Source organism: Oscillibacter sp. GMB15532, assembly GCF_041020825.1.
Lineage (GTDB): Bacteria > Bacillota > Clostridia > Oscillospirales > Oscillospiraceae > Oscillibacter.
Window position 1 is genome coordinate 210,210 of sequence record NZ_JBEVTO010000006.1, and the last position, 26,808, is coordinate 237,017.

At 59.0% G+C, this 26,808-nt stretch carries 22 protein-coding genes; 7 read left to right on the forward strand and 15 right to left on the reverse strand.

All coding sequences use genetic code 11. The features are described 5' to 3' along the window. Window positions 1–7: 7 nt before the first annotated feature. The 9 genes from ABVS15_RS09180 to miaB form a co-directional block, all read right to left on the reverse strand. Entirely contained in the window at window positions 8–1,312 is a 1,305-nt protein-coding gene (locus ABVS15_RS09180; protein WP_369283431.1) for an HlyD family efflux transporter periplasmic adaptor subunit, read from the reverse strand. A 50-nt stretch (window positions 1,313–1,362) separates the two neighbouring features. Beyond that, a complete protein-coding gene (gene hfq / locus ABVS15_RS09185) occupies window positions 1,363–1,587 on the reverse strand; it encodes an RNA chaperone Hfq (protein WP_293009942.1) in 225 nt (74 codons plus the stop codon). A gap of 59 nt (window positions 1,588–1,646) precedes the next feature. Then, window positions 1,647–2,591, reverse strand: a complete 945-nt coding sequence (gene miaA, locus ABVS15_RS09190; RefSeq protein WP_369283432.1) for a tRNA (adenosine(37)-N6)-dimethylallyltransferase MiaA — start codon at window positions 2,589–2,591, stop codon at window positions 1,647–1,649. A gap of 1 nt (window position 2,592) precedes the next feature. Then, complete coding sequence (locus ABVS15_RS09195; protein WP_369283433.1) at window positions 2,593–2,772, reverse strand: DUF6440 family protein; 180 nt, start codon at window positions 2,770–2,772, stop codon at window positions 2,593–2,595. A gap of 18 nt (window positions 2,773–2,790) precedes the next feature. Beyond that, window positions 2,791–4,872, reverse strand: coding sequence for a DNA mismatch repair endonuclease MutL (mutL, locus tag ABVS15_RS09200; RefSeq protein WP_369283434.1), 2,082 nt, complete (start codon window positions 4,870–4,872; stop codon window positions 2,791–2,793). 25 nt (window positions 4,873–4,897) lie between these two features. Further along, window positions 4,898–5,608, reverse strand: a complete 711-nt coding sequence (locus ABVS15_RS09205) for a lysostaphin resistance A-like protein (protein ID WP_369283435.1) — start codon at window positions 5,606–5,608, stop codon at window positions 4,898–4,900. Between the two features lie 22 nt (window positions 5,609–5,630). Further along, window positions 5,631–8,234, reverse strand: a complete 2,604-nt coding sequence (mutS, locus tag ABVS15_RS09210) for a DNA mismatch repair protein MutS (RefSeq protein ID WP_369283436.1) — start codon at window positions 8,232–8,234, stop codon at window positions 5,631–5,633. Between the two features lie 157 nt (window positions 8,235–8,391). Next, window positions 8,392–9,222, reverse strand: a complete 831-nt coding sequence (locus ABVS15_RS09215; protein WP_369283437.1) for an MBL fold metallo-hydrolase — start codon at window positions 9,220–9,222, stop codon at window positions 8,392–8,394. 47 nt (window positions 9,223–9,269) lie between these two features. Further along, window positions 9,270–10,688, reverse strand: coding sequence for a tRNA (N6-isopentenyl adenosine(37)-C2)-methylthiotransferase MiaB (gene miaB, locus ABVS15_RS09220; RefSeq protein WP_369283438.1), 1,419 nt, complete (start codon window positions 10,686–10,688; stop codon window positions 9,270–9,272). Between the two features lie 213 nt (window positions 10,689–10,901). Here miaB and lspA point away from each other — a divergent pair, with 213 nt between their 5' ends. Both lspA and ABVS15_RS09230 read left to right on the forward strand, forming a co-directional pair. Further along, window positions 10,902–11,396, forward strand: a complete 495-nt coding sequence (lspA, locus tag ABVS15_RS09225) for a signal peptidase II (protein WP_369283439.1) — start codon at window positions 10,902–10,904, stop codon at window positions 11,394–11,396. Continuing rightward, on the forward strand, window positions 11,365–12,288 hold the full coding sequence (locus ABVS15_RS09230) for an RluA family pseudouridine synthase (protein WP_369283440.1): 924 nt from the start codon (window positions 11,365–11,367) through the stop codon (window positions 12,286–12,288). Before lspA ends, ABVS15_RS09230 begins: the two co-directional genes overlap by 32 nt. Window positions 12,289–12,395: 107 nt before the next feature. Here the strand turns inward: ABVS15_RS09230 and ABVS15_RS09235 are convergent, their stop codons facing one another. Both ABVS15_RS09235 and ABVS15_RS09240 read right to left on the reverse strand, forming a co-directional pair. Beyond that, on the reverse strand, window positions 12,396–13,868 hold the full coding sequence (locus ABVS15_RS09235) for an S-layer homology domain-containing protein (RefSeq protein WP_369283441.1): 1,473 nt from the start codon (window positions 13,866–13,868) through the stop codon (window positions 12,396–12,398). A 36-nt stretch (window positions 13,869–13,904) separates the two neighbouring features. Next, on the reverse strand, window positions 13,905–14,927 hold the full coding sequence (locus ABVS15_RS09240) for an LCP family protein (protein ID WP_369283442.1): 1,023 nt from the start codon (window positions 14,925–14,927) through the stop codon (window positions 13,905–13,907). A 258-nt stretch (window positions 14,928–15,185) separates the two neighbouring features. Here ABVS15_RS09240 and ABVS15_RS09245 point away from each other — a divergent pair, with 258 nt between their 5' ends. The 4 genes from ABVS15_RS09245 (at window position 15,186) to ABVS15_RS09260 (ending at window position 19,932) form a co-directional block, all read left to right on the forward strand. After that, a complete protein-coding gene (locus ABVS15_RS09245) occupies window positions 15,186–16,289 on the forward strand; it encodes a hypothetical protein (RefSeq protein WP_369283443.1) in 1,104 nt (367 codons plus the stop codon). 106 nt (window positions 16,290–16,395) lie between these two features. Next, window positions 16,396–17,103: a response regulator transcription factor gene (locus tag ABVS15_RS09250; protein WP_294855489.1), complete on the forward strand. Its 708-nt coding sequence runs from the start codon at window positions 16,396–16,398 to the stop codon at window positions 17,101–17,103. Then, window positions 17,100–18,536: an ATP-binding protein gene (locus ABVS15_RS09255; protein ID WP_369283444.1), complete on the forward strand. Its 1,437-nt coding sequence runs from the start codon at window positions 17,100–17,102 to the stop codon at window positions 18,534–18,536. Before ABVS15_RS09250 ends, ABVS15_RS09255 begins: the two co-directional genes overlap by 4 nt. Window positions 18,537–18,546: 10 nt before the next feature. Next, window positions 18,547–19,932 (forward strand): S1C family serine protease, encoded by a 1,386-nt coding sequence (locus tag ABVS15_RS09260; protein WP_369283445.1) that lies wholly within the window; start codon window positions 18,547–18,549, stop codon window positions 19,930–19,932. Window positions 19,933–20,266: 334 nt separating this feature from the next. On the opposite strand, the gene ABVS15_RS09265 is transcribed toward ABVS15_RS09260, so the two are convergent. Both ABVS15_RS09265 and ABVS15_RS09270 read right to left on the reverse strand, forming a co-directional pair. Beyond that, window positions 20,267–22,699 (reverse strand): RND family transporter, encoded by a 2,433-nt coding sequence (locus ABVS15_RS09265; protein ID WP_369283446.1) that lies wholly within the window; start codon window positions 22,697–22,699, stop codon window positions 20,267–20,269. Between the two features lie 34 nt (window positions 22,700–22,733). Then, window positions 22,734–24,962, reverse strand: coding sequence for a hypothetical protein (locus tag ABVS15_RS09270; RefSeq protein ID WP_369283447.1), 2,229 nt, complete (start codon window positions 24,960–24,962; stop codon window positions 22,734–22,736). Window positions 24,963–25,284: 322 nt separating this feature from the next. On the opposite strand from ABVS15_RS09270, the gene ABVS15_RS09275 reads away from it, so the two are divergent. Beyond that, window positions 25,285–25,884 carry a TetR/AcrR family transcriptional regulator gene (locus tag ABVS15_RS09275; protein WP_369283448.1) on the forward strand — a complete coding sequence of 200 codons (600 nt, stop codon included), beginning with the start codon at window positions 25,285–25,287 and terminating at the stop codon, window positions 25,882–25,884. A 136-nt stretch (window positions 25,885–26,020) separates the two neighbouring features. Here ABVS15_RS09275 and ABVS15_RS09280 read toward each other — a convergent pair whose 3' ends face one another. Both ABVS15_RS09280 and ABVS15_RS09285 read right to left on the reverse strand, forming a co-directional pair. After that, window positions 26,021–26,419 (reverse strand): TSUP family transporter, encoded by a 399-nt coding sequence (locus ABVS15_RS09280; protein ID WP_369283465.1) that lies wholly within the window; start codon window positions 26,417–26,419, stop codon window positions 26,021–26,023. After that, complete coding sequence (locus ABVS15_RS09285) at window positions 26,419–26,769, reverse strand: TSUP family transporter (protein WP_369283449.1); 351 nt, start codon at window positions 26,767–26,769, stop codon at window positions 26,419–26,421. The genes ABVS15_RS09280 and ABVS15_RS09285 overlap by 1 nt, the downstream gene beginning before the upstream one ends. Window positions 26,770–26,808: the final 39 nt, after the last annotated feature.

Genomic DNA, 26,808 nt, shown 5'->3' on the forward strand with positions numbered 1-26,808 from the left:
CCTTTCTCTAGCCTGCGTAACTGACCACCGTGCCATGCTCCAGCCCCTCGGCGGAAAGAATTACCTCATCGCCGGGGCGCAGGGCAGTTTTGTCAACCCCGTCGGCACGTACCACGGCGTAATCGTCGTCCCCGGACCACAGCACCGTCACCGGCTTGAAGCAGGACTCCACGCCCACGATGCAGTAAACGCCGGCGGCGCCGTTCTCGTCCACCCGGATGGCCTGCTGGGGAATCCGGATACCCGAGTAGGAGGAAAGAATCACGTCGGCGGACTGGCGGCGCAGCAGCGTGAGCTGCGTCAGATACGAGCGCCCGCGAAACACCACGACCACCCGCCCGTTCTCCGCCTCGCCGACGGACTGGACGGTGACGCTCAAGTCCCGGTCCACGCCCTTGGCAAAACGCAGTGTCTGCGTGGCGCCGGGAACGAGGGTCTTTGCGTCGGCCGTAGAAAAAGCGGCCGCAAAGTACCACGTGTCTCCCACCACCAGCTTTCCCACGTCTCCGGTGGTCCCGGAGGGCTGTAAGCTGCCAAGGGCAGCGGGGGTCAGCGTGTCCAGCGCATTGGGCGTCAAAACTGTTTCATAGCCGTCCACCACGGCGGAATACAGCCCCGACTTTGGGGCCTTCACCGTCCGGGTAGAACCGGCCGACTGTGCCTTCAGCCCGGCAAGCTGGCTTTTCAGCTCCGTCGTCTGTGCTTTCAGCTCTTCGGCGTCCGTATAGGTGTAGTCCCGGCGCAGAACCAGCGCCTCCAGCTCCGTCACGCTGCCCGTGGCCGTATCCAGCCGGTCTGCGGCCACGGCCCGGCGCATGGTTACAAGCGTCTCCGCGATCTGGCTGTCCAGCTGAAGGGCTGCTTCGCTGGCGGAGGCGGCCTCCGACGCGTAGTTTAGCTGGTCCAGACGGGTCTGGAGCTTGTCAATTTCCGTCTGCCGGTCCAAGGAGGCCTGATCGGAATAAATCTGCGCAACCTTTCCGCCTGCGGCTACCCGCTCGCCCTCCCACCGGGTCAGCCGCAGCAGTCCGCCCCCGGAATCCGGCAGTACCAGCTCGTCCCGCACCAGAAAGCCGGTGACGGAGAGGGTGTCCTCCACCTGATAGGAATAGGCCACGGCGGTAATCAGCGGGTCGGCATAGGCCTGATAGACCTTGACTCCAAAGTAGGTCAGAACGGCCAGAAAAATCAAAACCGTTAAGGCTTTGGCGCCCAGCGACCCACCCTTTTTCCCGGCGGTGTCCCGGCCGGGGGCCGCTTCCTCCTCCACGCTTCTGACGGATTCGATTTTCGGAGCGTTGTGTTTTTTCATAGGTACCTTCTTGTCTCTTGGGCGGGACACGCCGGGTTTCCTCCGCCCGGTTATTCCTCATTCAGGTCCACCGTCCGCACGGGAGCGATGGTGGAAATGGCATGCTTGTAAATCACCTGCTGCTTACCCTCGGAATCCAGAACCACCACAAAAGAGTCGAACCCAGTGATAATTCCCCGCATCTGAAAGCCATTCATTAAAAACAGCGTGACAGGGACCCGATCCCGACGGGCCTTGGTGAGAAAAATGTCCTGCAAATTTGATTTGTTCTGCATATGTATCCGCTCCTTTTCTTTTTTTCAAGCGGACCGAGCTCTCTCTGCCCGCCTTGGACCTAGAATAAGCCCTCCTCGGAGAGAATTTCAGTCGAAATCTGCATGGCGCGGACAAAATCTCGGTTTTTTTCCCATTCAATCCAGCGGACGGACGGGTCCCGCCGCAGCCAGGTAAGCTGACGCTTGGCGTATTGCCGGGAGCGGAGCTTCACCTCTTCCACGGCCTCGTCCTCGGTTTTTTCACCCGCCAGAACCCCGGCGAACTCCTTATAGCCGATGGCCTGCATGGCGGTGGCGCTGCGGGGGAGGCCTCGGCGCAAAAGCCCGCGGACCTCGTCCAAAAGCCCCGCGTCCACCATGGCGTCCACCCGGCGGTCAATCAGGGCTTTCATGTCGTCCCGGTCGGCAAACCGCAGCCCGATTTTCACCGCGTCGAATCTGGGGGGCAAAGCCCGCTCGGCGGCGTTGTGGGCGGAGATGGTCTGCCCCGTCTCGTGAAAAACCTCCAATGCGCGAAGAATGCGCTTTTCGTCGGCGGGGTGGAGCTTTTCGGCGGAAATGGGGTCTACCCGGCGCAGCTCCTCCAAAAGAGGGCCGATGCCGTCCTGCTCCAGCCGGGTTTCCAGCTTCGCCCGGATGGCGCCGCCCGCCATGCCGGGTGCAAAGCCGTGGCCCCGCAGCAGCGCGTCCAGCCACAATCCGGTGCCGCCCACCAAAACGGGGCGCTTGCCCCTGGCCAGAATGTCTTCCACCACCGGCGTAGCTGCGGAGACATATCGGGCGGCGGACCAGCTTTCTTCCGGGTCTGCCACGGCAAGCATGTGGTGGGGAATCCCCTCCGTCTCCTCCGGCGTAGGGGCGGCGGTGCCGATGGTCATGCCCCGGTAAATCTGCATGGAGTCACAGGAGATGACCTCTCCGTTGTATGCTTGGGCCAGCAGAACGCCCAGCTTCGTTTTTCCGCAGGCGGTGGGGCCCACCACGCAGATGAGCTTTTCCGCCATATCAGTCCTCCAGGCTCAGTGGGGTGACAATGGGTGTTCCGTTGGCGTTCAAAAGTGGGGTCAGCCCTGCGGCAGAGCCGCTGAAATGGAAGAAATAGTTTACCCCCGTCTCCCGGTCCACCCAGATTTCACTGCCGTTGATGGTTCCCTCGCCGTCTATTTTCACGAATCGCTTTCCCATTGTGTAGCTCCTTTCCGTCTATGCCCGTTTGAACATTTTTTCAAGCTCATATTTGGTCATCCGTGCTTTCACGGGCCGTCCGTGGGGGCAGTATTGAATCTCGCCGGACTGCACCTTGTCCACCAGTGTCCGCAGCTCGCTTTCATCGCTGTCCCAGCCTGCTTTGATGGCGGCCTTACAGGCGATGGTGTGCAGCAGGTTCTGCCGCTTTTCCGTGGGACTGCGCCCGGCGCGGAGGCTTTCTGCCAGCTCCTCCAGCGTGGCGGGAATATCCGCCGCGTCCAGATCCGCCGGGACCTCCCGCACCAGCACCGCCCCATCCCCAAAGTCCTCGCAGGCGAGGCCCAGAGATTCCAGCAGCGGAAGATTTTCCAGCAGCAGTGCGCAGTCCTCCCGGGACAGCTCCGCCGCAACAGGGCGCAGCAGGGTCTGGCGCATGGGGGGCTGCTGGGACGCCATCAGACGGTCGAAGTTGACCCGCTCGTGGGCGGCGTGCTTATCGATGAGCCACACATTCTGGTGTCCGTCTTCGCAGACAATATAGGTTTTTAAAACCTCGCCCGCGATGCGCCAGGGGGCCTCCGGCCCGTCCTGCGTCATCCGCTCTCCCGGAAGGGGCAAAATCTCCTGCTCCATGGGAATGGCGGGGACAAAGGGCCTTTCCTTTGAAACCTGCGGCCCTACGGGTGTGGAATCGGCGGACTGCCGGACAAAGCGTGCCCCCTCTTCGAGGTGCGCAGGCTTTTCTGCTTCACTGCCCACAGCCGGGGTTCCAGCGCTCCAAGTCTCGCGGGCGGGTTCCTCCGTTGCCGCAAAGCCGCCGGAAACCGGAACGGAAAGCTCCACCGGATGGGAGGGAGCATATGCAAACGCTTCCCGGGCGCTGTCCGCCACACGGACGGAGGAGGGCCGCTCGGTGTTCCACCCGGTAAAAGCGGGGGCTTTTTCTTCCGGGATTTGTGGCTGGTCGGCAATTCGCCATTGGGCTCCGGCGTTGCCGCCCCCGGAAAGCGCGCTGTGGCGAAAGGCTTTCGCGTCCATAGTCTGGTAAAAATCCCCCCGGGGATTTACAACGGTCTCCGGCGCAGTAGCCGCCGCTTGGGGAAGTCCGTCCGCCGCCAGACTGTCCAGCACGGTGTGGTACACCGCGTCGAACACCTCCCGGTCCCTTGAAAATTTCACGGTGGTTTTGGCAGGGTGGACGTTCACGTCCACCTCCGTCACCGGCAGGTCAATCCGCAGCACGCAGCCGGGGAATTTCCCCTTCATCAGTTGATTGCGGTATCCCTCCTCCAGCGCGGCGGTGAGAAGCTGGGACTTGATAAACCGTCCGTTGACAAAAAACGTCTGCATGGAGCGGGAGCCTCGGCCCAAAAGAGGCTTTGTCACAAAGCCGGAGACAGACACCTCGCTGCCCCGGCCCTCCACGGGCGTGAGCGTGCGGGCAAATTCCCGGCCAAGAGCGGCGTAAATGGCGGAGTCCGCCTTTCCGTCACCGGGGGTGTGGAGAGCCTCGGTTCCGTCCTTGATAAAGCGGAAGGAAATCTCGGGATGGCTCAGGGCCAGATGCTGCATTAAGCCGTTTACCGCGGCGGTTTCCGCGCTGTCCTTTTTCATAAACTTCAGTCGCGCAGGGGTATTGAAAAACAAATCCCGTACGGCGATGGTCGTCCCCTCCGGGACCCCCGCGTCCCGCACCGATTCCGCAATGCCGCCCTCCAAGCGGAGGGAAGCGCCGGTTTCGCCCCGGCGGCAGGAGGAAATCTCCACCCGACTCACGGAAGCGATGGCCGCCAGTGCCTCGCCCCGAAAACCCAGGGTGCCTACGCCTGCCAAATCCTCCGCGGCGCGGAGCTTGCTGGTGGCATGGCGCAAAAATGCGGTGGGCAGTTCCTCCCGGGCGATTCCGCAGCCGTCGTCCGTCACGCGGATCAGGCGCATTCCGCCATTTTGCAGCTCCACCGTTATGGCGGAGGCACCCGCGTCCACGGCGTTTTCCACCAGTTCTTTTACCACACTGGCGGGCCGCTCCACCACCTCGCCGGCGGCAATCAGGTCTGCCACATGGGGGTCCAGTTGTTGAATGTGGGGAATTGTCATAGCAAAGCCTTTCTAATTCCTCCGCTTACAGCCGCGAGACCAGCACGCTCAGCGCATTGGCCAGTCCGTGCAGCGCCACGGAGGTCCACAGGGTTCCTGAATGGTCGTAGGCCCAGGCAAGCACCGCACCGGGCACCAGATATTGCAGCATCAGCCAGAAATAGGTTGCGTCCTGATTTCCCCAGGCATACTGCCACACATGTAAAAATGCAAATAAAACACAGCTTACAAGATACGCAACTGTGCGGCTGCGGCTCCGCAGGCCCCCGAAGACAAGGCCCCGGAAGAGAAATTCCTCCACAAAGGGGGCCAGAAACAGAACAATGAGCAGCGTGCTTAAGGGGGCGGCATCAATCCGGGCGGAAATGCTGACGTCGTTCAGGTTGGTCTGGTTGTTCATCAGCGCGTGGGTCAGGCGATAGGCCAGCTCATTTAGCCCATACAATGCCACAAGACCCATGCCGAGAGTTTTCGCGGCCAGCGCCGCGTTATCCACCAGCGTCCGGGTGGAGCGGCCCAGAAGACCGTGAAAAATCATCGCCGTGACGGCAAACAGCACGTAATAATAAATAGCGCTTTGCATGCCGGGGCTGATATTGATATCTAAAAGCAGCTCCGCCAGCCGAAACAAAGGGTCTGTTGCAAAGGGAAGGACCAGCAGATAGACCACAAAGAAAATCGTGCCGCCCGTTACCTCGCCGGAGGAGAGGTTTGCATTTGTGCGCTGTCTTGCCATGTAGTTCTCCTTTTCGTTGTTGTCAGGACAGCTTGCGTTTCAGCTCGTACAAAAGGCCCATGGCCTCAATGGGGGTCAGCGTATCCGGCTGGCAGCGGCGTAGCGCGTCCAGCACCTCGCCCTCGCCCACCGCGTCCAAAGACACCTGTCGGGCCTCCTGCCGCGGCTTTACGTACTGTACGCCGTTTTCCGCCTCCAGCTCTTCCAAAACGGTTCTCGCCCGGGCCACCACCTTGTCGGGCAGGCCCGCCAGCTTTGCGACCTCGATGCCATAGCTCCGGTCCGCCCCGCCGGGGACGATTTTGCGCAGGAAAATGATGTCCTCGCCCCGGGTTTTCACGGCAATGTTGTAGTTTACCGCGCCGGGGAGCGTGTCCTCCAGTTCCGTCAGCTCGTGATAGTGGGTGGCAAACAGGGTTTTGGCCCCCAGCTTTTTGGGGTCTGCGCAGTGCTCCACCACCGCACGGGCGATGGACATGCCGTCGAAGGTAGAGGTACCCCTTCCGATTTCATCCAAAATCAGCAGGCTTTTTTTCGTGGCGTGGCGGAGAATGTCCGCCACCTCCGTCATCTCCACCATGAAGGTGGACTGGCCCGCCGCCAGATCGTCGCTGGCGCCGATGCGGGTAAAAATCCGGTCCACCACGCCGATGCGGGCCGCGGCGGCGGGGACGAAGGAGCCGACCTGCGCCAGCAGCACAATCAAAGCCACCTGCCGCATATAGGTGGATTTACCCGCCATGTTGGGGCCGGTAATGACGGCTACCCGCTGCTCCCGCTCACCCATAAACGTGTCATTGGGGACAAACAGGCTGTCCTTCAGCACCTGCTCCACCACGGGGTGCCGTCCCCCGGTCACTTCAATCACGCCGGACTCGTCCACATGGGGACGGCAATAGCCGTTCCGGGCCGCGACGCTTGCAAGGGACCCCAGCGCGTCCAGCTCCGCTGCTGCCGCCGCGGTCTGCTGGATGCGGGCGGCCTCGGCCACGATTTTTTCCCGCAGCGTGGTAAAAAGCTGATATTCCAGCGCCGTCACCCGCTCCGAGGCGGTGAGAATCTCCCGCTCCAAATCCTTTAGCTCTTGCGTGACATACCGCTCGCCGTTTGTGGTGGTCTGCTTGCGGATGTAGCTGTCGGGAACCTTGTCAATCATGGACTTGCTGACCTCAATGTAATAGCCGAAGACCTTGTTGAAGCCCACCTTCAGGGTGCGGATGCCGGTTTTCTCCTTTTCCCGGGCCTCGATGTCCGCAAGCAATCCCTTTCCCCCGTTCATCACGCTGCGAAGCCGGTCCACCTCGGCATCGTATCCGTCCCGGATAAAGCCTCCCTCCCGAACGGAAAAGGGCGGTTCGTCGCAGATGGCGGCGGCGATCAGCGCCCCCACGTCCGCAAGCGGGTCCAACAGGTCCGAAAGCTCGCGAAGTCGGCGGTCGGAAAACGCGGAAAGGCGGCCCCCGATGTCCGGTAGCTTTTCAATGGCGCAGCGCAGGGCAGAAAGGTCCCGCCCGCCGGCGGTTCCGTAGGTGATGCGTCCAATCAGGCGCTCCAAATCCCCCAGCCCGCTCATAGAGGCAATCAGTTCCTCGCGGCCGATGGTGTTGTCCACCAGCGCGGCCACGGCGGAAAGGCGGCTGTTGATAGCGGTGACGGAGAGCAAGGGCCGTTCCAGCCAGCCCCGCAGGCACCGGCCTCCCATGGAGGTTTTCGTCTTGTCCAAAACCCACAGAAGGCTGCCCCGCCGCTCTTTGCCCCGCATCGTCTCTGTCAGCTCCAGATTTCTGCGGGAGCTTAAATCCAGCTCCATAAACCGGCCCTGCTCGTAATAGTCCAGCCGGTTGATGTGGCTTAGGTCTGTCTTTTGGGTTTCGTAAAGATATTTTAAAAGTCCGCCCAGCGCCATCCCCGCTGCCGGATTGTCCGTGGGCAGGCTTTGCCAGCCGTCTTCTCCGAATTGGGCGCGGATGTTTTTCTCCGCTTCTCCCGGCAGGAAGCGGCCCTCGCCGCCGTTTTCCACCCGGCAGTTGAATTTTTCGCACAGGGCTTCCGTCAAATGCTCCTCGGCAAAGGCCCCGTCGTTTATCACTGCCTCGGCGGGAGAGAAGCGGCCCAGCTCGTTGACAATGTGCTCCGCCCGGTCTTTCCCTGAAAAGGACGTGACGTGGGTTTCACCGGTGGACATGTCGCAAAAGGCCGCCCCGGCGTGTTTGGAGTCGAGATAGATTCCGCAAAGAAAATTGCCCGCCTTCTCGTCCAGACACGCCGCGTCGATCACCGTGCCCGGCGTCACCACCCGGATGATGTCCCGCTCCACCAGACCCTTGGCCGTCGCGGGGTCCTCCATCTGCTCACAGATGGCCACCTTGTAGCCCTTGGCAATCAGCCGGGCGATGTACGCGTCGCTGGAGTGATAGGGGATCCCGCACATGGGAACCCGGTCCTCCGGGGCCTTGGTTGGGTCCTTGTCCCGGCTGGTAAGGGTCAGGTTCAGCTCCTTCGATGCGGTGCGCGCGTCGCTGTCGAACATCTCATAGAAGTCCCCCAGACGGAAAAACACGATGGAATCCGGGTTTTGCTCCTTGATTTTCAGATACTGCTTCATCATGGGGGTCAATTCCGCCATGGATGGGTCACCTCATTCTCTTTCTAAGCTAAAAGCCGCAGGTCCCGTCAATACGCGGGACAATGTATGTAAGAATTTCTGTTTTGGCGCAAGGTGCGCCATATTTTCAGAGCCGCACCGACAGCACGACGGATTTCCCAGCTTGCGGCCGGTTATCTCAGATTTCCGAAGTTGTGCCGCCGGTCATGTAGTGAAGCCGGTCGCCCAGCAGCTCTTTTAAAATGGCGAACGCGTCCTGCCCGGTGCAGTGGCCGGTGTAGTAAACGGTAAGCTTCCGAGCCAAAAGCTCCCGACCCACGGCCTCCACCAGTTCCCGGGGCTCCGTCTCGCCGGTGCCGGGGTTGTACAAATGGAACCCGGCAAATACCGCGTCCGGCGACCGGCCCAAAAGCTCCTCCGCCCGGCGCAGGATGTTGACGATGCCCCGGTGGGAGCAGCCCGCAAGTAAAACGGCCTTGCCGTCCTCGCAAATCAGAAGGTTCTGCTCGTGGCGAAACTCGTCCATGGGGTAGTCCTCACCTTGCTTCTCTTTCAGCTTATCGTTGGCATGGGAACGGTAATCGGCGGTTTTGATGTCGGAAAAAAGCCTTAGCGTGTCGTCAATTGTCAGCGCGTCCCCGGTAAGCGTCAGTCGGTCTTCAAAGGGGCGGATCTCCTCCGGCATCCCGATAAACTCCGGAACGCCGTTTTTGCCCATTGCATAATAGTCGCCCATGGCTGCGCGGCTGAGATAAACCCGTGCAGTTTCGTTGACGGAAAGAAACGGGGCAAGGCCTCCGGAATGGTCGTCGTGGGCGTGGGAGAGCACAGCGGTGTCCACCAAGGCCAAATCCACCCCCAGAGCGCGGGCGTTGTCCAGTACGGCGGGGCCGGGACCCATATCAAAGAGGATTTTGTGGGTTTTCGTCTCCACATACTGGCTCAGTCCGTGGGCGTGAACCACGTCGGTGCGGCAGGAGGTGTTTTCAAGCAAGGTTGTAATCTTCATGAGATTCGCTCCTTTCAAAAACCCGCGGCAAAAGCCGCCGAGGAAATTCAGACTGTGACTGCCTCTCCGTACAGTGCCCAGGTATTGCTGTCGGTAATTTTTACGTCTGCAAAGGTCCCGATCAGGGATTTGTTTCCCTTGACGCGCACCAGACGGTTCCCCTCCGTACGGGAGGAAAGGGGCCAATCGGTGTCTTCGCTTTCCCCGTCCACCAGAACGCGCAGGGTTTTCCCCACATAGGCGGCGTGGGCGGCGGCAGACTTGGCGTTTTGCACCTCCAGCAGCCGGTCAAACCACTTCTGCTTTTCGCTGCGGGGCACCGGGTCGGGCAGCTCTGCCGCCTTTGTGCCGGGACGGGGACTGTAAATAAAGGTAAACAGGGCGTCAAAGCCCACGTCCTCCACCAAGGACACGGTTTCCATGGCCTCCGCCTCCGTTTCCCCGGGAAAGCCGATAATCACGTCGCTGGTGAGCACCAGATTGGGCATTTTCGCCTTGGCGTAGTTGATTTCCTCCAGATACTGCTCCCGGGTGTACCGCCGGTTCATCTCCTTGAGAACCCGGTTGTTGCCGGACTGGAAGGGAAGGTGGAGCTGCTTTGCAACGTGGGAACACCGGGCCATGACGTCAAACAGCTTGTGGGTCGCGTCCTTGGGGTGGCTGGACATGAAGCGGATGAGATAGTCCCCGGGAATCTGGTCGATGTCGGAGAGCAGGTCCGCAAAGTCGTATCCGCCGCCAAGGTCGTTTCCATAGGAATTTACGTTCTGGCCGAGGAGAGTAATTTCCTTGTATCCGGCCTCCACTAGCTCCCGCACCTCCGCCAAAACCGCGTCCTTGTCCCGGCTGCGCTCCCGGCCCCGGACGTAGGGCACGATGCAGTACGAACAAAAGTTGTTGCACCCGTACATAATGGAAACCCAGGCCTTGGCCCCCTCCTGGCGAAGGGTGGGAAGCCCCTCGGCAATGCTGCCCACTTCGTCCTCCACGGCAAATACCCGCCCGTGGGACTCGTATACCTGCCACAAAAGCTCCGGGAATTTCCACAGCGCGTGAGGGCCAAACACCAAATCCACATGGCGATAGGATTCCTTCACTCGCTTGGACACCCGATCCTCCTGCGCCATGCAGCCGCACAGGCAGATAATCTGGTGGGGATTGGCTTTTTTGGTGTGGGTCAGGGCGCCGAGGTTGCCAAATACCCGCTGCTCCGCATGCTCCCGGATGGCGCAAGTGTTGAGAATCACCACGTCGGCCTCCTTCGGCTCGTCGGTGAGGGAAAAGCCCATCTCTTTCAGCATGCCCATCAGCTTTTCCCCGTCTGCCACGTTTTGCTGGCAGCCGAAGGTGTCCACGCAGGCGGCGGGGCGGCTCTCCCGCGCCAAAAGCATGGTGCGAATCAATTCCGTAAAGCCCCGCTGGTGCGCAATCTCATCCGGGGCAATGGTAACGTTTTTGCGTTCCAAGGGTAAATCCTCCAAAACCTGAAAATGTCGATAATTTATCCACGTTAGCTTATCACAAAACAAAAAAAAGCACAAGCCGCATTTCCCGGAGAGCGGGGTCCCGCACACGGGAAAAGACGCGCCCATGAGGAAGTTGCTTTTTTTGCCAAAATGGGGTAGGATAGGGCATAAATCTTCAAGAGAATCGGCGCATACCGCGCAGGGAGGTCTTTTATGCTCTATCTTATTGCCGGCGCAGGGCTTTTGGCTGCGGACCAGTGGGTCAAATATTGGGTGACGGTCCATCTGGAGCTGGGCGCGTCCGCGCCTCTGTTCCCGGGATTTTTGGAACTGCTGCGGATTCATAACTACGGCGCGGCTTGGTCCAGCTTTTCCGGGATGCGGTGGCTGCTGCTGGCCATGACCGGGGCCATCGTGCTGGCGGTGATTTTTGTCGTGGTGAAAAAGCTGGTCCGCCATCCTCTGGGACTGGTTGCCGCCACGCTGATTATCTCCGGGGGCCTTGGTAATATCCTCGACCGTGCGCGGCTGGGGTATGTGGTGGATATGTTCAACTTCCAGTTTGTGCACTACCCCGTGTTCAACGTGGCGGACATCTGCATCGTGTCCGGGGCCATTCTGGGGGCGGTATACTACCTGTGGTTTTATGAGAAATACGATGGGAAGGAAAACGCCGATGGAAACGCTGACGCTGAAAGCAAGTCCTGACGACGCGGCGCGGCTGGATGCGTTCTTGACCGCCCGGGGCCCCGGACTGACCCGCTCTGCCGCCGCGCGGCTGATCGGGGAGGGGAAGGTGCTGGTGGACGGGAAAAAGCCCGCCAAAAGCCTGCGCCTTACCGGCGGGGAGACGGTGACCGTGGAGCTGCCGCCGCCCGAGATGTCCGAAGCCTTGCCGGAGGATATTCCGCTGGATGTGGTGTACGAGGACGGGGACGTGATCGTTGTGAACAAGCCCCGGGGACTGGTGGTCCACCCCGCCCCGGGCCATCCCGGCGGCACGCTGGTCAACGCCCTGCTGAACCGGTGCGGCGATTCGCTTTCCGGTGTGGGCGGGGTGCTGCGTCCAGGCATTGTCCATCGCATCGATAAAGACACCTCGGGCCTCATCATCGCCGCGAAAAATGATTTTGCCCACGGTCGGCTTTCCGCCCAGCTTCAGGACCATACGCTGGCCCGGACCTACGAATGCATCGTGGTGGGAAATCTCAGGGAGGATTCCGGTACGGTGGACGCGCCCCTTGGCCGCTCTCCCGCCGACCGAAAAAAGCAGGCGGTGGTACAGGGGGGCCGCCGGGCCGTGACCCATTGGGAGGTCATTGCCCGCTATCCCGGTTTCACCCACGTGCGCTGCCATTTGGAGACGGGGCGCACCCACCAGATTCGCGTCCACATGGCGCATTTGGGCCACCCCATTCTGGGGGACACGGTGTACGGCGCGAAAAAGCCCGTCCCGGGATTGCAGGGACAGTGTCTTCACGCGGCGGGTCTTCGGTTTCTTCATCCCCGCACGGGATTGCCGGTGGAGCTTACCTGCCCTCTGCCGGAGGAATTTCTGCGCCAGCTGCGCAAGCTGGAGGAGGGACGGCGGCCTCTTTGAGGAAAAACCGGCTTTTCCGGAAAACAGAAAAGAATCTGACAAACCGGACCTTTTATAAAAACCAGCCGCGCCGGAGAATGCTCTCCGGCGCGGCTGTGTTTATGTATTTACCATGGATGGAAGCTGCGGGACTGCGCCTCGGTCATGGCAAAATAACGGTAGTCCACGCTGTTTGCGCCGTCGCCCCACGTGGTATCGATGTGATAGGACGTACCGTCCAGGGTGGCCACCGTCCAGATGTGCTCAGGGTTGGACAGGGCGTAGCAGTCGATTCCCTCCAGCTTTAAAAGCAGGTTGTAGGCCCCGGAGTACCCGTCGCACACGGCCGTTCCGTGGCGGAAGAGGGTATAGGCGATGTGAGAGAGGGAGTCGTTTCCGGCGGCGGTGTCGTAAACACAGTTGTCACAAATCCACTGGAAGTAGACTTTCGCTTTTTCCATCTGGGTCATGGTGGCTGTGATCGCGCCCTCGGCCCAAAGCCGGTCGTGCAGGGCGATGGCGGCTTGAAGGGTATAGTCCCGATAGGCGGGAAGGTTGGCCTCCGCCGACACGGCGGAAAAAGTCAGCGTCACCCGCCCGGTCATCGTTTCGTAGGTGCACTCCACGGAGTTGTACATCTGCTCACAATAGGACTTGACGACAGCCAGCGCCTTGTTCATTATGTCGCCCGCCTGTGCGGAGGTAATGTACGTGCCGTAATTCAGCTCCAGCACGTTTGTCTCCTGAGAGAGCATATAGGCCACGCTGGAGGCAATCTGCTCCTGCGCGGAGGGGGAGGGGAAATAGGTGGCGCCTGAGGTGACCAAGTCTCCCCAGGAGGTGCCCGCTACGCTGTAATCCGGCGCTTCCGGGACCTCCAGCACGGTCCACGCAGGCGTCAGACGCAAAGCGGGGTCCACGATCCGGGTCAGCATGGCCGCCGCCGCCCCGCGCGTCACCGCGTTTTCAGGGCCAAAGGTTCCCGCGCTGTCGGACCCGGCGGACACGCCGGCTTTGTAAAGCGTCAGAATATCGTTGTAATAGGGTGTATACTCCGTCACGTCCGTGATAAACTGACGGGAGGCGTAAGCTCTTGTCACCAATTCGTCGTTGACAGGGAAAAGCGTCTGCGCGGGGAGAGCCGCCGCCAGTACATGGGCGGTCTGTGCCCGGGTGGCGGGGCCTTGATAAAGCCCGTCCAGCTCCGAGGCAAGCGCGCCGACACTTTGGAGATATGCGAGATACGACTCATAGGCCGACTGGCCCTCCGCTCGGAAGGCGGTGGCACCGGCCTCTGCGTCTCCCGTGGCGTACAGGCTGCGGATGCGGCCCGCGAAAATCACGATCTGGCCCACGGTCATGCGATCCTTCGGGCCGAAAGTGCCGTCGCTCTTGCCCACTGAAAGTCCGTATTCGTACAGGGCCGCCACGTTGTCGTAAAAAACCGAGTCGGGGGTCACGTCGGAGAATTCCCCGGCATAGGTTTTCCCGCGGACGAAATTGTCCGCCGAGTTTTCAGCCGCCGCCGCGGGCACGCACAGGCCGGCTGCCAGAACAAACGCCAGCAGCAGCCCCGGCAGGCGCAGCTTCAGATGTATCATAGGGCCTCCTCTTCTTCTTTCATGGCGCAGCCGCGCTCAGGACAAAATGTTCAGATCCGCCAACACCCGGTCCTCCACATAGGGGTTAAGATACTCGTTGACGATGCTCAAAACCTCGTCTGCATTCAGGTAAATATAGGGGGAATGCCACTCCCCCGGCAGGGTGGAAAAATTCACGTTGTCCGCGCCCATGGAGAAGGCCTCCTGCCCCAGCCAGGCAAGCTCGCCCAGCTCCAGGTCGGTTTTCACATACTGCTGAAAAATCTTTGCAAACTGGGAGATTTTCGTCAGGTTGGCGGGCCGCAGGGTCTGCTTTGCCACGGCCTTTAAAAAATCCTGCTGGGTTTTCATCCGGCCAATGTCCTCGCTGCCGTAGCCCGTGCCGTCGTTGTTATGGCGGAAGCGGACCACCTTCAGCGCCTCTGTCCCGTTCAGATGCCGCGTCCCGGCGGTGAAGTGAATGGACAGGTTTTGTATCGGGTCGTCATAGTCCATGTCCACAGGGATGTTGAAATCCACGCCGCCGATGGCGTCTACCAACGCGGAAAAGGCCTTCAGACTGACCTCCACGGTGTAGTCCACCGGAATCCCCAGCTGACCCGACAGGGTTTCTGCCGCCTGGTCCATGCCGCCGAGGTTGTAGGCGGCGTTGAATTTATAGTTTTTGCCGTTGATGCGGCTTTTGGTGTCCCGGGGAATGTTCACACCGTAGATCCGTCCGGCCCCGGCGTCCACCGCCACCAGAATATTGGTGTCGCTGCCGCCGTTTCCGTCGTCCACGCCGGAGACAAGGATTGTGTAAAAATCGGACTTCCGGGCCGAGTGGGCGGCCTTTGCCGCCAGGGCCAACTGGTCGGCATCCTGCAAGGCCAGCTCCGCGGAGGAGAAGGCCTGAGACGAAGCGGGAAGACCTGCGCCGTCCTCGCCCTCCAATTGGGGCGGGCGGACAATGGCCTTGTAGGTCAGGGTCAGGCCCACAAAAACGGACAGAATGACCACAAGCCCCATCAGGCGGCGCTGAAGCGGAGAAATACGGCGGCGACGGCGTTTTTTAACCATGGGTACGGCGAACTCCTTATCGGCCCCGCCTCTTTCTGAGGAGGGACCGTCAAATCTAAACACCGGCCCGTGGCAATGGGTAAAACGGGGGGCGGCTGTTATGCCTCATTATACTGCCTTCCGGTGCAAAGCGCAAGATCGGATTTACGTGGAAGGGCCTGCGTCTCTTAGCATGGGGATGCTTTACAAAACTGCCGAAAGCGTGCTAAAATAGAAAAAAACTATCCTGTGAAGATGGAAAAGGGAGGGGAACGCCGCGTGAAAAAGAGATTTGCCGCCGCAGTGCTGGCGCTGGTCCTGCTGGGAACGCTGTGTCCTCCCGTTTCGGCGGAGGATTCGGTGTATTTCACCGCTGTGGACGAGCGGGTTCTGGATTTGAAGGATTCTACCATGCCCTTCTGGTTCGGCGGATATCTGTACGTGGCGGCCACGGTGTTCCGGGAGTCCGGCGTGGGCTATTCCTATAACGTGGTCACCCAGACACTGGTGCTGTACGACTCCAGCAGGTCCCTGGTGTTCAACGTTTCTACCGGCTCCGGCACCACCGGACAGGGAGATCTGTACGACCATGTGTGCGTAACCCGGGGCGGAGTGACCTTTGTGGCGGCCTCGCCCGTAGCATCCTATTTCGGCCGCGCATACAGCAATACGCCGGTGAACCACGGATACCTGATCCGGGTAAAAAGCGCGTCCGCCGTTCTGCCCGACAGCATGTTTACGGATACCGCCTCCTATCAGCTGGACGCGAAATACCAGCAGTATCAAAAACAAAGCATCGCCGACCCGACGGACATCAACACGGGGGAGACGGAAGACCCGGAGGTCGAGGACCCCGCTTCTTCCGGAAAATCCATTTACCTCTGCTTCCTGGCGGAGGACGCGGAGACTGTGACCGCGTGGCTGGACGCGCTGGAGAGCCAGGGCTCCCACGCCGCCTTTTATTTCACGGAGGAGAGTCTTGCCCGCAGCGGGGACCAGCTTCGGCGCATCGCGGCCTCTGGCAGCGCCGTGGGTCTGCTTCTTGGCCCCGGAGCGGGTGTGAGGGAGCGACTGACCGCCATGAACCGGACATTGTTTTCCGAGGCCGGGATGAAAACCCGGCTGGTCTATGGGGCGGACGGAGACGCAGCCGCCCTCAGGGCGGCTGGCTATTGCTCTTTGAATCCTACCATCGACCGCGCGGAATACGGCCTTGGCTCCTCCGGTGCGGCGAACACGCTCCTGAAGCAAATCGGCAAACGGCGGGGCGCTGTGTCCGTGTGGCTGGGGAGTGACGTGACCGCCGGGGCCCTGCGGGCGTTTCTCGCCTCCGCCGCGGAAGAGGAGGACCGGCTGCCCGCCATGACGGAAACGGCCTTTTAAGCGTGTGTTTTACAAAAAATTCAACATCTGAGGGCCAAAGCGTATATAATAGGTAACATAGAGCGGGGGAGACGCCCCCATTTTAAAAAAGTACGGAGGCAGGACTATGGCGCGAAACATTCTGGTTGTGGAGGACGATCACAACATCTCCGACCTGATCCACATGTATCTTGTGAAGGAGGGCTTTGACGTCCGCATCGCCGCGGACGGCGGCAGGGCGGTGGAGGAATTCCAGAAGCAGGCGCCCGATCTGATTCTGCTGGACATTATGCTGCCGGTGATGGATGGCTGGGCCGTGTGCGCGAAAATCCGGGAAACCAGCAAGGTTCCCATCATCATGCTGACCGCCAAGAGCGAGGTGTTCGACCGCATTCAGGGCTTGGAGATGGGCGCGGACGACTATATTGTAAAGCCCTTTGAAATGAAGGAGCTGCTGGCGCGGATCAACGCGGTTCTCCGCCGGACGGAGATCCCCAACGACACGTCGAAAAAGCTGACCTTTGACAAGCTGGTGGTGAATCTGGATTCCTACGAGCTGATTGTGGACGGCAAAAAAGTGGACACGCCCCCCAAGGAGCTGGAGCTTTTGTACCATCTGGCAGCCACGCCCAACCGGGTGTATACCCGCAACCAATTGCTGGACGAGGTGTGGGGCTTTGACTATTTTGGAGACAGCCGCACCGTGGACGTCCATATCAAGCGCCTGCGCGAGAAGGTGGAGGACGTGTCCGACCAGTGGGCGCTGAAAACCGTGTGGGGCGTGGGCTATAAGTTTGAGGTGATGGGCGCGGCAAAGCAGACGGAGAAGGCATGAAACGGCTGGGCGAACGCTTTCCGGGGCTATATTGGCGGCAGATGCTTCTGACCATGGGCACCGTGCTGCTGACGCTGGCTCTGCTGGGGGCATCTTACTCTGCGCTGGGCTATAACTTTCTCCGTCAGCAGCGGATCAATGATATGGAAACCCGGGCGGGCGTGGTGGCCCGCCTCTCCGCCAGCTATCTGAGCAGCGGCGGGTTTTCAAGTGAAACGGAGCTTTTGACGCTGGCTGGTTTTGCCGCGTCCATCTCTGATTTGAATTTTCTTGTCTGCGACACGCAGGGCCGCGCACTCCTTTCCACCGACGAGGGGCTGGACGGGCTGTCTGTCACCGTCCCCCAGAAGCTGATGGACAAAATCCTGACGCAGGGGGTAAGCTCCGGCCGCTCCAATCTGAATGGGGTGTACACGGAAAAGCACCTTGTGGTGGGCGTTCCCGTGGCTGATGCAGGGGGAAAACAGGTGGGCGCGGTGTTTGCCGTGTCTGTGCTCCACTCTGCGCTGGATAAAATGTGGCAGGGGTTTATCGGCCTGTTTGTCATGACCTCCTGCGTGGTGCTGATGGTGGCGTTTATGGCCTCCTCCGTCACCGCCATGCGGCAGGTTCGGCCCATCCGGGAGATGGTGGCCGCCACCCGGCGGTTTGCCGACGGAGAATTTGACATCCGGATGCGGGATACCGAACGAAACGATGAAATCGGCCAGCTGGCGGTCTCCTTCAACAACATGGCTGAGACGCTGCTGCAAACAGAGCGCAAGCGCAGAGAGTTTATCGCCAATATCTCTCACGAGCTAAAAACCCCCATGACCACCATCGCCGGGTATACCGACGGCATTCTGGACGGGACCATCCCCTATGAAAGCGAAAAGCAGTACCTGCAAATCATCGCGGAGGAGAGCCGCCGCCTGAGCCGCATGGTCCGGCGGATGCTGGACGTGAGCCAGCTTCAGGCCATCGATCCCATGAAAAGCGGGGCCCACTTCGACCTTTGCGAAAGTATGCGCCGGGTGCTGATTTCCATGGAAAAGAAAATTACCGACCGTGGGCTGGACGTGGACGCAGACATCCCGGAGGAGCCAATTCTGGTTCTGGGGGACAACGACATGATCACTCAGGTCATTTATAACCTGCTGGAAAACGCGGCAAAATTTGCGACGCCCGGCTCCGTGCTGTATCTGGGCGTGGCCCGGCGGGACGGCAAGGCCCGCGTTGTCGTGCGCAACGAGGGAGACACCATTCCTCCCGACGAGCTGCCGCTTTTGTTCGAGCGGTTCCACAAGAGCGACAAGTCCCGCAGCGAGGATAAAACCGGCGTGGGGCTGGGGCTTTATATTGTCAAAACCATTTTGGAGCAGCACCGGGAAAAAATCAATGTGACCAGCGAGAACGGCGTCACCGAGTTTTCGTTCTCCCTGACCGCGGAATAACGAGGCGCAGATGAACGACCAGTTTTTTAAAATTCAGCCCGCTGACGAGCAAGGCACCGTGCCGGAAGGGAGCCGAGCTGCCCCCGTCCGGGACGACCCCCGGGAGGTGGTGGAATACTATCCCCCCCTGCCCAGGCCTCAGGAGGTGGTGGAGGTTTATGTCCAGTCCCGGCGGCTGCCGGGCCGGGCGGAGCCACCGGTTCCGACGAACAGCGTCCCTGCGATCGGGCCGATTTTGACCCCGAAGGTTTCTAAAAAACGGGTCCGGGGAAGACGGGGGCTGTGGATTTTCTTGGCCTGCCTTGCTGTTGCGGGGGGACTGGCCGTCGGTGCATTCATTTTGAACGGCGGCTTTTTTTACTTCAATCCCTCTTCTTCGGGGGAGGAATACCTGCAAAACGAGGACTGGGATCAGGAGGAGGTTTCCATTGAGACCTATCCATACGGCCAGGGCGCGATGATGGAGCTGACCTCCGCTCCCAGCGGTGCACTGAGTATTCAGGAAATTTACCGCAGGGTGAATCCGGCGGTGGTGACGGTGATCGCGCAGCTGGACCGGGGCGCGTCGGTGGGCACCGGCATGATTTTCCGGGAGGATGGGTATGTTCTCACCAACTATCATGTGGTGGCGGGAAGCCACGATTGCAGCGTGACGCTGGCCTCCGGCAGGACCTATGAGGCCCTCTATGTGGGCGGCGACAGCGGAAACGATGTGGCGGTTTTAAAGCTGGAGGCTACGGATCTGCCTGCGGCGGAGATGGGCGATTCCGATGCGCTGATGGTGGGCGACACGGTATACGCCATCGGAAATCCTCTGGGCGTGGAGCTGCGGGGAACGCTGACGGACGGCATTGTCTCTGCCATCAACCGGGATGTGGATGTTTCGGGCCGTACAATGACGCTGATCCAGACCAACGCGGCTTTGAACGAGGGGAACTCCGGCGGCCCCCTCATTAATGTATACGGGCAGGTTGTGGGCGTAAACACCATCAAAATGATGTCCTTTTCTTCGAACGTGGAGGGACTGGGCTTTGCGCTGCCCATGCGTTCGGTACAGAAAATGGTGAATGATATCCTGGAGAGCGGACAGGTCCTTCCGGAGCCGCGGCTGGGCGTCACCATCCTCGATATGCCCAAGGTCCTGCCCGATGGAACGCAGGGCGTAGAGGTGCAGGACGTGAGCATCGGTTCCGCTGCCGACAGGGCCGGGGTGAAGGGGGGAGACGTGATTGTCTCCGCCGGTGGGCAGACCGTGACCGAGCGGCATATGCTGCTGAACGTTCGCCGCCAGTTCCGCATCGGCGACGACCTGCCTATGAAGCTCTGGCGGGACGGGGAATATTTAGAGGTGGTCCTTCATCTGGACGAGGCGTTTGAAGAGCTGCCCGCTGATTAAAGCCACGATGGAGCGAAATGAAACCGAAAGTAAATTACGCGGGAGTTTATGAGGAGAGCCGAGCATTAATTCCTGCGAAGGGGCGGACAGTTTTAACTGTCCGCCTTTTCGTTTGTCTGCCCAAAGACCTGCGCTGGGTGGCTGCTGAAATGCGGCTCAGGATAGCAAAAAGTCGTTGTTAAACCGAGTTTTTTCACGCCACAGACGTGACAGGGGGAGATCCGCAACGTTGATTCTACCGGGATATCGCCCGTTAAGATGGCCTCCTCTCACGCTTGCCGCGCGAAAGGAGGCCGTTTTGCTTTCGCTAGAGGACGAAAACGAGGTGTGTAATTCAATGGGTTTTAGTAGGCTCTTTTTCTTCCGGAGTGGTTGCAGCCGAGGATTCGGAGGACGTATTTTTGGGGCCGGGGCGGTTGGAATTGCTGCCTGCATCAGCCGAAATTTTTGCTTTTCCACGGGAAAGAGTGCGTTTAAACACCACGAAATGCGCTTTTTTCTCGTGCGCCTTGCCGGAGGAAGGTTTTTGTTTCTCAGAAAGGGGGCTTTCAACCGCAAGCTGAGAGGAAGACGGCTTGCCGGAACCGTGTTCATTTTTCAATTGTGGGGTTTCGCTGTCCGCCGTGTCTGCTTTTTTCCCGACGGGAAGTCCTTTTGCGGCGGCTTGCAGTGCCTTCGCAACGCGGGAAGGCTTTACCGGAGGTGTGGTCCGCCAGTACCGGCTGGTCTTGTTGAACATTGGCTCGCACACACTGAGAATGGAAGGCATGATAAAAATGCTGATTGTCGCCGAAATCAATGCGCCCCGAGCCAGCATCACGCAGATGGACCCAATCAGGTCAATGCTGGAGACAAAGGACACGCCCAGCGTGGCGCAGAAGAGCACCAGCGAACTGGTGATGATGGAGGGGTCGGAGGAGGTGGCGGCGATATGGATGGCTTCGTCCCGGCTTTTTCCAGCCCGCAGCTCCTCCTGGAGGCGTGTGGTCATTAGAATGGCATAGTCCACCGTGGCGCCCAATTGTACGCAGCCGATGATGGTAGGGGCGATAAAGGGAATCTCTGTCCCGGTAAAATAGGGCACGCCCTGATTGATAAAAATGGCAAGCTCAATGGTGCCCACCAGGACCACCGGAACGGTGAGGGACTGGAACACGAATAAAACGATCAGAAAAATGGCGGCTGTGGAGATGTAATTGGTGACATTAAAGTCCACGGCGGAGGTTTCAATCAGGTCATTGGTCATGGCTGCCTCGCCGGTAATCAGGGCGCTGGGGTCATACTGCTTGAGAATCCCCCGCATCTCATCCAGCTGGTCGGCTACCTCCTGAGACGCGGTGGCGTATTTGGAGTTGATCATCATCATCTGCCAGCCGTCCTGCTTGAGCATGGTGCGCACCTCGTCCGGCACAAAAAACTCCGGAATCCCCACGCCCAGCAGGGAGTGATAGGACAGCACCGAGGTAATGCCGGGCAACTCCTCAAGGGCATTTTCCAGCTGATTCATGTCTGTTGTAGAGATATCGTCCCGCAAAAGCACGAAGTGGGACGTGCCCATGTCAAAGTCGCTCTTTAGTTTTTCGTTGGCCACAATGGAGGGAAGGTCCTGAGGCAGGGACGCATCCAATTTGTAATAGATACCTGTGTGATTTTGCGCGTAAATGGCCGGCAGGAACATTAAAAGGGTCAGGCCGACGAAAACCCAGCGGTGCTTTAGAATGCGGACATTGATTTTGTCAAAGCTGGGAATCAGCGTTTTGTGCTTGTGCTGATCAATCTGTTTATCAAAAAGCAGAACCAGAGAGGGCAGCACCAAAATCACCGTGGCAATGCCCAGCAGCACGCCCTTTGCCATAACGATGCCGATATCCCGGCCCAGCGTCAGCCGCATGAAGCACAGGGCCAGAAAGCCCGCGATGGTGGTCAGGCTGCTGCCTGAAAGAGAGGTAAATGCAGAGACAATGGCCTTTGCCATTGCGTCGCGCCTATCCTCGTAATTGCTCCGCTCTTCCTCGTAGCGGTGGTAGAGGAAGATGGAGTAGTCCATGGTGACGCCAAGCTGCAAAACGGCCGCAATTGCCTTGGTAAGATAGGAGATTTGTCCCAGAAAAATGTTGGAGCCAAAGTTATAAATAACGGCAAACCCGATGCTGGCAAGAAATATAAAGGGCAGCACGGTGGATTCCAGCGTGAGCGACATGGCGGCCAGCGCCAAAAAAACCGCAAGACCCACAAAGAGTGGAAGCTCGCTGTCCATCAGGTCCCGGGTATCCTTGATGACTACGGAAAAGCCCGCCAGAAAGCACTTTTCATTGCATACTGACCGCACTTGGTCGATGGCCTCCATCGTCTCGTCGGAAGCGCCCGGATGGTCGTACTGAATCACCATCATCGTGGCGTCCCCGGAGAAAAACATATCTCTGAGGTTGGCGGGGATAAATTCGGTGGGAATCTGAATGCCCACCATGCTGCTGACCCAGATGGCGTTGCTGACGCCGGGAATATCTTGAATTTCCTGAATCAGACGGTTGCTGTATCCGGCGGGCATATCCTCCACAATCAGCATACTGGTGGCGGCCATTTTAAACGGGTCCTCCAGCAGCTTTTCCCCCTGAGAGGATTCCGAGCTCTGGGGCAGGTAGGACAGAATGTCGTAGTTGACGCGGGTGGCCACAAACCCGATTGCAGAGGGAATCAGCAGCAGGGCGGCAATGGTTGCCACCAGTTTGGGCCTGCGGGTCAGCCCGTGGGCAAGTTTCTCAATCACAGGAAGTCACCTTCTTCTTTCATATGACAGTCTCTCAGTGGAAAATTCCAGTGATTGAAGACCAAAAGTCATGGAACATCTGGCCCACACGACTTCCGAAGCTGCCCTTGTCGGCGGCGGGAGTCGCTGCCTCCTCCTCGTCCTCATCAGGAACCTTGATTTCCTGAGAACGAATCAGGACCTGAATGCTTTGGGGTGCGGGGTTCTGGCCGGAGGTCAGCGACTGGGCCGGAGCGGAGCTGTCCATATTCAGCAGGTTATCCACATCGCCTGTGTGTTCGTTCCACGTATCTGTGATGATACTGTCCAGACTGTTTTTCGCGGATTTAATATCCTTGCTGGTGGCAAGGGCAGCGGCGGTCTGGCGCAGGGAGGCGGACAGTCCCTCCAGCGCCTGCTTAGTGCCCTCGTCCAACTGCTCGCCGGAGGTTCGGGCCAGAGCTTCCGTGTCGGAAATCAGCTTTTCCGCGTTGCGGATGGAGCCTGCGGCGGTAACGCTTAAATCCTCCAGCGTTTTAAGGCTTTCCTGCGCCTTGGGCTCGTAAGTGCTCAAAAGAGTTTGCAGTGCGCCCACCTTGTCGAGAAGCGTGCTTGCCTTGTCCGTAGCGGCCTGCCCGATGTGGGCCATATCCTCCACATTGTCCAGAAGGTTGTACAGCGCGCCCATTTCGTCGCAGATATAGGCCAGCCTGCTCACCACGTCGGCAGTGGGCCCGGCAATGCCGTTGAGCGTTGAATTGACTTCCTGCGTGGTTCCGTTCAGGACCTCCAGAACCGCGTCCACAGACCCGGAGTTATCCAGCAAAAAGTCAAAGGAATCCGCGCCCATCTGCTGCCGCTTTTCGTAGACTTGCATCAGACTTTCATAGCTGTCTGACTGGCCGCTTGCCGAGAGCACCGCCAGCACGTAATCGTTGAAGCTGGTACCGGCGGGAAGATTGCCGGATAAAGTGGGGTCTGCGTCGTAGCCGTTTTTTAAGCTCACCACGGTATCCCGGGCCTGACGCAGGGTGGCAATATCACCATAGCCCGCCAACGGAGAACTGACGGAGGGAATATTGTCCATATCCCGCAGCGCGTTTCTCAGACTCTCCAGATTGCCGCTGAGCCGCTTCATCTCAACGGTCAGGTCCCGGAGATCGCCGCTGCTCTTTTCCAGATTATGCAGTGCGTTTTTGGTCTGGGTCAGCTCGGTTTTCAGCGACACGGTGGTGTCGCTCATGGTCTGCAAAATGTCCTTTGACTTCGTCAGCGTTTCGCTGGCGGCCTGTATCTGCTCGGCCACCGGGTCCAGCAGGGCCGCAATGCTTTCCAGATCCAGCTTGGAGGTGTCGATTCCGTCGTAGATGGCGCCCTTTCCGGCGGAGATAGTGCCCCGGGCCTTGTTCAGTGCGTCAAGCCCCTTGGCGCTGGAATAGAGACTGCCGGTCATGCTGCTCAGGGCATCCAGCGTGGTGTCCAGACTGTTGTTGAGCTTTTCGTAATCGTCTTCCAGCTCGTCCTTGCGCTCGCTCAGCTTCGCAATCTGGTCCAACTGCGCCAGTGTGGCGGGAAGCATCATAAACGTCATGCCGCCAAAGGAGAAATTGTCGGAGCCGACTTCGATGGTAAAGTGCTGTTCCTCCCCCGGCAGGGCCAAAAACAGCAGGGTGCGCAGGTTGCCTACCAGTTGGACCTGCGCACCCTTTGCTTTCAGGGAAAGAATATCGTCCTGATTAAACAGGGCCACAGCCTCCAGCGTGTAGTTGTTTTTTGCATAGTCACTGGCGTTTTTGTTGGGAATGATGTCCAGATTAATGTTCACCACGCCGGTTTTTCCCGCCAGGTCCTCCGCCTTGGTGGGAACGCCGTTGAGCGTGTAGGACAAGGTGATGGTCCATGGCAGGGCGGCAAACGGCGCGGTGGTCTTTCCCTCAAAATAAAAGTGGGAGGGTGCAGTTTCCTTGCTGAAATCAAAGGTGGTGGTATCGTCCTTCTCGGCAGGGACCGTGCCATCAGTCAGGTTTACCACCTCGTCGTAGACGCCGTAATCCGTCAGGGCTGTGGCCCCATTGAGGGCGTAGCTTTTCACCACGCTGCCCTCTGTCAGATTGCCGTAGTAATCCAGCGTGGCGTAATATGCCTCGTCGTAAGTAGGGGTCACGCCATCGCCGATTTTTTCCGCTGCGCCCACGGGGATCAGCGTAGCCGGAAGCGCCGCCGCCAGCATCAGGGCAAGCGCACGCGTATACCGGGAGGCGCGGAAGGGGGATTTGTAAACCATAAAAATGCTCCTCTCAATTATAAACATATGTCCGTTAGTGGAATTATGTCAATTTTATACCAGAGAGAATTATAGTCGGGTCTACCTCAAAAAGCAATAGCTTTCAGCGAAAATAATAAACAATTTTTGATTAAAATATTTTTGTTGATTTTTAGACAGAGCTGAACTATAATATCCGCAAGCGGCCATATTTGGACCGTTGTGTATTTTAAGTAAAAGCCTGTTGAATTTTCGGCCCCGCCAAGACATTCAGCAATGGCTTGGGCCTGTGGGGATATCCGCGGCAAAGAGCGCTGCGGATTTGCTTTTATGTGAAAGGGGTATGAACAAGGTGGAAAAAGGAGAGGATCGGCGGTCGCGCCGCTCTCAGAAGCTGTTGAAAAAGGGACTGCTGGAGCTGATGCTGGAAAAAAAGTTTTCCGCCATCTCCGTGCGGGATGTCACGGAGAGGGCGGATATGAACCGGGGAACGTTTTACCTTCATTATACGGATACCACCGCGCTGCTTCAAAGCGTGGAAACGGACATGCTGGCAGAGGCGCAGCTCCTGATCGACGAGCATATGGCGGAGTTTGAAGCGGGCGGCTCCCTGCGCCCGGTGTTTAAGCCGATTTTGGACTACATTGTGAAGCATCGCCCGGAGTTTGAGGCCTTGTTTGCCAATAACTCCACCAGCAATTTTACCGACAGGTTGCAGGAGCTGATCCACCGCAACGGCGTCAGCCTTGTGCGGGCAAAGTTTCACACGGCGTCTTCAGAGCAGATGGATTTTCTGATTAGCTTTATCGGGTACGGGTTGATCGGACTGATAAAAACGTGGTTCGATCAGGATATGATCCTGCCCAGAGAGGACTTGGTCCGGCAGGCGGACCGCCTGGTCAACGGCGCGGCGATGGGGCTGCTCTCCGATACGGGGGAATAAAAATTGATAAAGCGCGGATAACGGCGCAGAAACGGGGGAAAACGCCTAGGCGTTTTCCCCCGTGGATATAATTTAGAGCAATGCTTGATTTAAAAAATGATTTTGGACCAAAATAGATAGGAACTCTCCGTTTTGCTTACAGTTTCTTTTCCGGGCTGTCTTCCGGAGGCTCTTCCGATTTCTTTTTGGAGGGCCACAGCAGCGAAACGCCGGAAGCCAGCAGGTAAACGCCGAAGGGTTTGCGCAGCAGTTCCACATCCACCGCGGTGGCGGCCCATGCGCCCGCAAGGGCAAAAACCACCGCCCAGGGAACAGAGCGCTTCAGGGTGGGTTTGTCCAGAAACCCGTTTTTCCAGTGAAACACCAGCGCAGCAGCGGCCGTGGGGAGAAAGAACAGCAGATTGATTCCCTGCGCCGTCCGCTGGTCTACGCCCAGAAACAGCGTCATTACCAGCAGCAGCAGCGTGCCCCCGCCCACGCCCCATGCAGAGAGAATGCTGGCCCCCAGCCCGCAGAGAAAGGGCAGCATCCACATCACAGCAGATACCTCACGGCTCCGTAGAAAAGAAAAACGGCAAACAGCCGTTTAAGCCACTTGACCGAAATTTTTCCGTACAGCCGTCCTCCTAAAAAGCCCCCGGCAAGGCCCCCCAGCAAATACGGCAGGGCGGTTTTCAATGACAGCTCGGCCCGCAGGAAATACACCGCCGCCGACACGGCGCAGATGGGAAAAATTACACCGACGCAGGTGGCGTACAGCGTTTGTTTTTTTAAGGAGGATCTGCTCATCACCGGGATAAACACCATTCCCCCGCCGCCGCCGAACAGGCCGTTTGCAAGTCCTGCCGCCGCGCCCGCGATTCGCCCCCGCCACTTCTCATTCATGCCTGCCACCCCCGGTTTCTATGTATTCCCGGAGGCGTG